Annotated in this window: 5 protein-coding genes and 1 pseudogene; all 6 read left to right on the forward strand. The window is 31.2% G+C overall.

Annotation, left to right across the window (positions count from 1 at the left end):
- Positions 1–203: pseudogene (locus Q0K54_RS07760) on the forward strand (PTS mannitol transporter subunit IIBC); the annotation flags it as partial.
- Positions 204–215: 12 nt separating this feature from the next.
- Positions 216–2240 carry a BglG family transcription antiterminator gene (locus Q0K54_RS07765; protein WP_294579896.1) on the forward strand — a complete coding sequence of 675 codons (2025 nt, stop codon included), beginning with the start codon at positions 216–218 and terminating at the stop codon, positions 2238–2240.
- On the forward strand, positions 2241–2942 hold the full coding sequence (locus tag Q0K54_RS07770; RefSeq protein ID WP_294579897.1) for a PTS sugar transporter subunit IIA: 702 nt from the start codon (positions 2241–2243) through the stop codon (positions 2940–2942). It begins immediately after the preceding gene.
- A gap of 4 nt (positions 2943–2946) precedes the next feature.
- A complete protein-coding gene (pfkB, locus tag Q0K54_RS07775) occupies positions 2947–3876 on the forward strand; it encodes a 1-phosphofructokinase (RefSeq protein ID WP_294579899.1) in 930 nt (309 codons plus the stop codon).
- 18 nt (positions 3877–3894) lie between these two features.
- A complete protein-coding gene (locus tag Q0K54_RS07780) occupies positions 3895–5154 on the forward strand; it encodes a zinc-binding dehydrogenase (RefSeq protein WP_294579900.1) in 1260 nt (419 codons plus the stop codon).
- Positions 5155–5174: 20 nt separating this feature from the next.
- Entirely contained in the window at positions 5175–6917 is a 1743-nt protein-coding gene (locus Q0K54_RS07785) for a fructose-bisphosphatase class III (protein ID WP_294579902.1), read from the forward strand.
- The last annotated feature ends 229 nt before the right edge of the window (positions 6918–7146 follow it).

A 7146-nucleotide genomic window follows, 5' to 3' on the forward strand; every position in this document is an offset into this window, starting at 1 on the left:
CTAAGAAATTAAAAGCTGCGGGAATCGATGTGGATGTACCACATTATGCAATCAATGATATTCCAGCGGACACTGAAGTAGTAGTAACGCATCAATCATTAGTTGAACGAGTAAACAGTTTGTTACCTGATGTAGTGGTATTTCCAATTACTAACTTCATGGGTGGCGAAGAATATGACAACATTGTCGAAAAGTTAAAATAGGAGGATAAGGGAATGTATTCATCTCGGCAAGCAAAAATATTATCAATGTGTTTATTAAGGGATGATTACATCACTTATCAGGAAATATCAGCCGTTATTTCCATTAGTACCAGAACTATTATGCGTGAAATTAATCAAATGAAAAACTCTTTACAAGAAATGAATATTCAAATCCAAAGTAAAAAAGGGAAAGGAATATTAATCGTAGGTAGTGATGAAGCTAAACAAAACTTAATTATGGAAATCCAGGGATCTAAAATAGATTACATGGATAAAGTTGAACGTCAAGAGTTATTATGTTTAGAACTCTTACGGACTAAAGATATTCAGAAACTATTTTATTATAGTAATAAGTTTCAAGTTTCCGAAGCAACCATCTCCCATGACTTAGATGATCTAGAACCATTTTTTAATCAATATAAGATTAAATTGGTTAGACGGCCTGGTTATGGAGTTGAGCTGCAAGCTAGTGAGTCGGCAATTCGTCAGGCACTTTCAACAATTGTTAATAATACGGTCCAATATCATATTATGAATATGGATTTTGACCGTTATAATATTAAAGATGTAATTGAACAAATTACCGTATCCAATCATTCAAATATTAAAAAGCTATTAGATTATGAAGTATTAAAGATTATTTTAGGAGTTTTTAAAACTCATCATAAAGAATTAAATCTAGATGTTATGGCAAAGAGTTCTTATATCGGATTATTAATTCATCTAATGATCGCTGTTGCTCGAATCAAAGAAGGGGAAGCTCTAGGTGATAATCAGGAAATCTTTGGTTTGATTAATGATAAAGAAGCTTATCAAAGAGCAGAAAAAATTGTTGGCTATTTATCCAAAGCTTTCGATATTGAGTTTGAAAAAACTGAGTGTGCTTTTATTGCAATTCATCTTCAAAGTGCGAAAAAGACAATTATTTCCAACGATACGACAATCGATGAATACCATGACATAATTTTAAAAATGTTAAGCGTGTTTAATGATCATGGTTATAATTTATTTAATGATTATGAATTGTATCAAAGTCTTCAAGCTCATTTAAAACCAGCCATGGTGCGCTTAGAGTATGAATTACCGATATATAATCCAATGCTCTTTCAAATAAAAGAAAATTATTTACAAGTTTATCAATATACTAAAGAAGCATGTCAAGTAATTGAAGAAACATATAATTATCAAGTTAATGATGACGAAGCTGGTTATTTAGCATTACATTTTGCTGCTGCAATTGAACGTTATAAGACCACAAATTTAAAACCAATAACCATCGGGGTTGTTTGCAGCAGTGGAATTGGTATCTCTGCTTTGTTGATGGCTCGATTAAAACGAGTTGTTGATAAAAATGTCATTTTTGTTCCGCTTTCAATTACCGATGTTAAGGATCATCAATGCGAATTATTGGTTTCAACCTTTCAAATTGAAAATGCAATACATGTTACACCCCTTTTAAACCAGCAGGATGTGGCTAATGTTTTGCAAGCCATTAAAGAAACTCGAGAAAAAATAACAGTCGTAGCTAAACCCCAACAATCATACGATTTGTTTGAAATCTTAGAAGTCGTAAAAGTAATTATTGATAATATTAAGTTATATACATTGCCACATGAAATCAATAAACAAGAGTTAATTGTACAAGCCTGTCAATTAACTAATGATAATCCAAAACTTATCGCCCAGATAATGGAAAGAGAACAAAAAGGAAGTAATGTTTATAATAACTTTGGTTTTGCCTTGCTCCACGTTTCGACTGAGTTAGTTAATAATTGCCTTGTTCATATCTTTAGGCCAGATCAAAGTGAATTTACCAGTGAAGAATTAGCGAATGTTAAGCTTGTGTTATTGATGCTAATACCCAAAGATGCTTTAACATCACAAAAGAAAATTATGTCTTATATTTCGTCACAATTAATTGAAAATAATGATTTTTATCAGCAGTTAATTACTGGTGATAACGAAACAATAAAAGATGTGTTTAATAATTTATTACAAAAATATACAATTGATTTGATTAAAGAGGAGGGAAAATAGATGGCTAGAATTAATGTATACTTTGCCTGTGATGCCGGTATGGGTTCTAGTGCTTTAGGGGCCAGTTTATTAAAAAGATATGTTGGTTCAAATATCAAAGTTTCTAATTGTTCCATCTATTCCATTCCTCAAGAATGTAATATCGTTATCGTGCATCAAGAATTGATAAACCAGGTAACTAATCAATATCGTTATTTGAAAGTATATTCGATTGACCATTTTCTAGATGAAAATAAATTAAAAGAAATATCAAAGGAGATAGAGGAAATGGCAAATGATAATATTTTAGCAAAAGAATCAATTGTGCTAGATTGTAAATCTTGTACTAGTGATGAAGCAATCGTAGCAATTGGAAAATTAATGCAAGATAAAGGTTATATTGAAGAACCTTATATTCAAGGGATGTTGAATCGTGATCATGAATTAACAACATATATTGGTAATGGATTAGCGATTCCTCATGGTGAATATGATGTAAAAGATTATGTAATTAAACCAGGGATGGCAGTAATGATTTACCCTGATGGAATTGATTGGAATGGAAATGAAACTAGAATTGTGATTGGAATTGCAGCTAATGGAAATGATCATATGGCAATTTTAAGTAATATTGCTTTAAAACTTTGTGAAATGGAAACTGTAAATGAAATAGTATCTTCTAAAGATATTGACTTTATCTATGATGTGTTGACAAAGGAATAAAAAGATGATTATTACAGTTACTTTAAATCCAGCAATCGATAAAACAGCTCAAGTGGAAACGATGGTTCCTAATGGATTAAACCGTTTAAGCAATGTCATGCTTGATGTTGGTGGTAAAGGAATCAATGTTTCTAAAGCTATCAAAGAATTAGGTGGCAAATCAATTTGTACCGGATTTGTGGCTGGAAGTAATGGTGAATGGATTGAAAATGAATTAGATCGCATGGGTCTTAAATATAGTTTTGTTCATGTTGATGGAAACACTAGAATGAATTTAAAAGTCTTAGATAAGGAAATGAATTTAACGGAGTTAAATGAAACGGGACAAGAAATTAATTCTGAAGATTTATCTAAATTTAAAGAAAAATTAATGAACATGGTTAATCCTGGTGATATGGTTGTTTTATCAGGAAGTGTTCCTAAAGGTGTTCCAACTACTATCTATCGAGATTTGATTGTTTTATTAAAAGAAAAAGGAGTTAAGGTGATTTTAGATGCTGATGGTGATTTATTCACTTATGGTGTTGAAGCCGGACCTGACTTGATCAAACCAAATAAATATGAGTTATGTAAATACTTTGGATTAAGTGAAGATGTAAACGAAATTGAATTGATTGATAATGCTCGTAAGTTACTATACAAGGGAATTGAAACAATTGTAATTTCGCTTGGATCTAAAGGAGCAATCTTTATTACTAGTGATGAAGTTGCACAAGTTCCTGGATTAGACATTATCCCTCATTCAGCAGTTGGTGCTGGAGATTCAATGGTAGGGGCATTAGCTTATGGAATTAGTCAAAATCAAGAATTAATTCCGTTGATTAAATTGTCTGTAGCAACTTCAGCCGGAGCTGTTATGACTAAAGGAACTAAACCACCACATATTTCAATGGTTGAAATGTTAATGAAAGAAGTAGAAATCAATTTTAGATAGTTAGGAGATAAAGTGATTATGAAAACAAAAGCAGTACGTTTATATGGTGTCGATGATATTAGATTAGAAGAATTTGAATTACCAGAAATTAAAGATGATGAAATTTTAGTTAAGGTTGTATCCGATAGTATCTGTATGTCAACTTATAAAACAGTAAAACAAGGGGCCAAACATAAACGGGTTCCTAATGATGTTTATGATAATCCAATTATTATTGGACATGAATTTGCCGGAGATATCGTCAAAGTTGGTAAAAAATGGCAAGATAAATTTAAGCCAGGTCAAAAATTTGCACAACAGCCAGCTATTCCGGGACAAATGGAATCACCAGGTTATTCATATCGCTGGTGTGGTGGTGACACTGAGTATTGTATCTTCCCAAATGATATTATTGAAGCTGGATGCTTATGGACTTTTGAAGGAGATAGTTATTTCGCTGCTTCAGTTGCAGAACCAATGTGTTGTGTAATTTCTGGATTCCATACACATTACCACACTGTTCCTGGATGCTATGATCATGTTATGGGAACTAAAGAAGATGGAAATATCATTATCCTAGGTGGTTGTGGACCAATGGGACTTGGAGCAGTAAGTTATTCATTAACTTATGAAAATAAACCAAAACGAGTTGTCGTTACGGATATTGATGATACTAGAATTGCTCGGGCTAAAGAAGTAATTTCTGAAGCTGATGCCAAAGCTCATGGTGTCGAATTACATTATGTAAATACAGCTGCAATGGAAGATCAAGTTGCTGAATTAATGAAAATTACTGATGGACATGGTTATGATGATGTCTTTGTCTATATTCCAAATCAAGCAGTCTGTGAAATGGCCAGCAAGCTATTAGCTTATGATGGAAATTTAAACTTATTTGCCGGTCCAACTGATCCAAATTTCTCGGCTATGATGAATTTATATAATTGTCACTATTCACGTCATCGTATCTTAGGAAGTACTGGTGGCACTATTGATGATATGAAAGAAGCAATTGATAAAGATGCTAAAGGTTTGATCAAATCTGCAGTTATGATTACTCATATCGGTGGTTTGAATGCTGTTTGTGAAACAACTAAAAATTTACCAAATGTACCAGGTGGTAAAAAATTAATTTATACTCATATCGATATGCCACTTACAGCTATTGATGATTTTGAAAAATTAGGGGAAACTAATGATTTATTTAAACAATTAGCTGAGGCTACTAAGAAAACAAATGGATTATGGAATAGTGAAGCAGAAAAGATTTTATTAAACTATGGTAAGACAGAGGCTTAATTTAAGCCTCTTTTTAAAAAATGAAAACTTTTGATCAAAAATACTACGATTTATTAGAAAAACGTTTTCCAACTATTCAATCTATTTGTCATCGAATTATTCAGTTACAGGCAGTTTTAAATTTACCTAAAGGGACAGAACATTATATATCAGATTTACATGGAGAATATAAGGCTTTTCGTCATTTGATGAATAATTGTTCGGGGGTTATTAAAGAAAAAGCAATCTTTTTGTTTAATACAGAAATGGACAATCAGGCAATCGATGAATTTTGTTTTTTAATTTATTATCCAGATATCATTTTAAAACAAAGCCATGATGATAAATGGTATCAAGATAACATTTTAAAATTAATTCGCTTAGCTCGCTATATTACATCAAAATATACCCGTTTAAAAGTCCGGAAAGCCATAGCAAGTGAATACGGGGATATTATTGACGAATTAATTCACGCTCAATTAGATGAAATGGATCAACAGTATATCTATCATCTTCAAATCATTAAAACAATTATCGATTTAGATGAACAAGATCAATTCATGAAAATAATTATTTCGATTATCAAATCATTTGCCATTGAGTCATTGCATATTTTAGGCGATATTTTTGATCGTGGTAAACATCCCGATTATATTATTGATGATTTAATTGATTATGATCAAGTCGATATTCAATGGGGTAATCATGATGTTTTATATATGGGCGCATTTTTAGGAAATGAAGCCTGTATTATTACCGTTGTCAAAAATTGTGTTCATTATCAAAATATTGAGCTGTTAGAAAAGGGGTATGGAATTTCACTACGGATGTTATCGATGTATGCCAGTAAAAAATATCCGCAGATGGATTATATGCAATCATTGCATCAGGTTTGTCTAGAGATGCAATTGAAATTAGAAACACAACTGATTAAAAAGTACCCCGAATGGCAAATGGATTATCGGATTACTATTAATAATATTGGACCGTTATCAATTGAAGAAGAATTGATTTTAAAAGATCTCCAAAAGAGTTTTAAAAAGAGTGTGCGACTTCAAAAACATATTGAATTTTTATTTGAAAAGGGATCATTATATTTAAAAACTAATCATAATTTATTATTACATGGCTGTGTTCCATTAGATGAAGATGGTGATTTTCATCTATATAATCATTTTAATCATCAATTAAAAGGGAAAGCTTATTATGATTTTGTCAATTCCAAAATTAAAAACTGTTATTTTGATCATGATAAAGAAGCCATCGATTATTTATGGTATTTATGGTGTGGACAGTATTCACCATTATGTGGTCGTAAAATTGTTTTAGATCAGAATTGCCCAGAAATAAAAAATGCTTATTATCAGCTGACGAATAATGAAGCAATTTGTTTAAAAATCTTACAAGAATTTGGTTTGGATGAGCAACATTGCATGATTATTAATGGTCATACTCCAGTTGAAGAAATTAAAGGGGAAAGTCCGTTGAAGGGAAATAATCGTTTAGTAGTGATCGATGGTGGCTTTTGTTTTCAAAATCAACGCAAAACCGGAGTGGCCGGGTATACATTAATTAATAATTCTCATGGAGTTTTGATCAAAACACACCAAATCCATCTTGGTGAATATGATATTCATCATGATATGCAATATAATTCGAAGATTGTTTATACGCGAAAGAAACAAGAAATGGTTAAGGATACTAAAAAGGGTGAAATGATTCAAGAGGAAATTGATGATTTAAAAAAACTGTTAATTAGAAAACGACGAATTTTACAAAAATGAATGATTTAATTAGTTGGAAAATGTTTTAATGGTAGTAATAATATGGTGATTTTATGGGGATTTTTGTTTGATTATTTAAATATTTTTTTAGAAGATGTTAATAAAAAATGCTGATTTTACTAGTACTTCAGCATTTTTTTCATAATTTGATAAAAATTTTGAACATCAAACTATTTACAAATAGCTAGATTTTGTTATAATGTGTGCGTAATAAACACGAGGAGGAAAT

Origin of the sequence: uncultured Thomasclavelia sp. (assembly GCF_944324745.1) — a bacterium.
Taxonomy (GTDB): Bacteria; Bacillota_I; Bacilli_A; order Erysipelotrichales; family Coprobacillaceae; genus Thomasclavelia.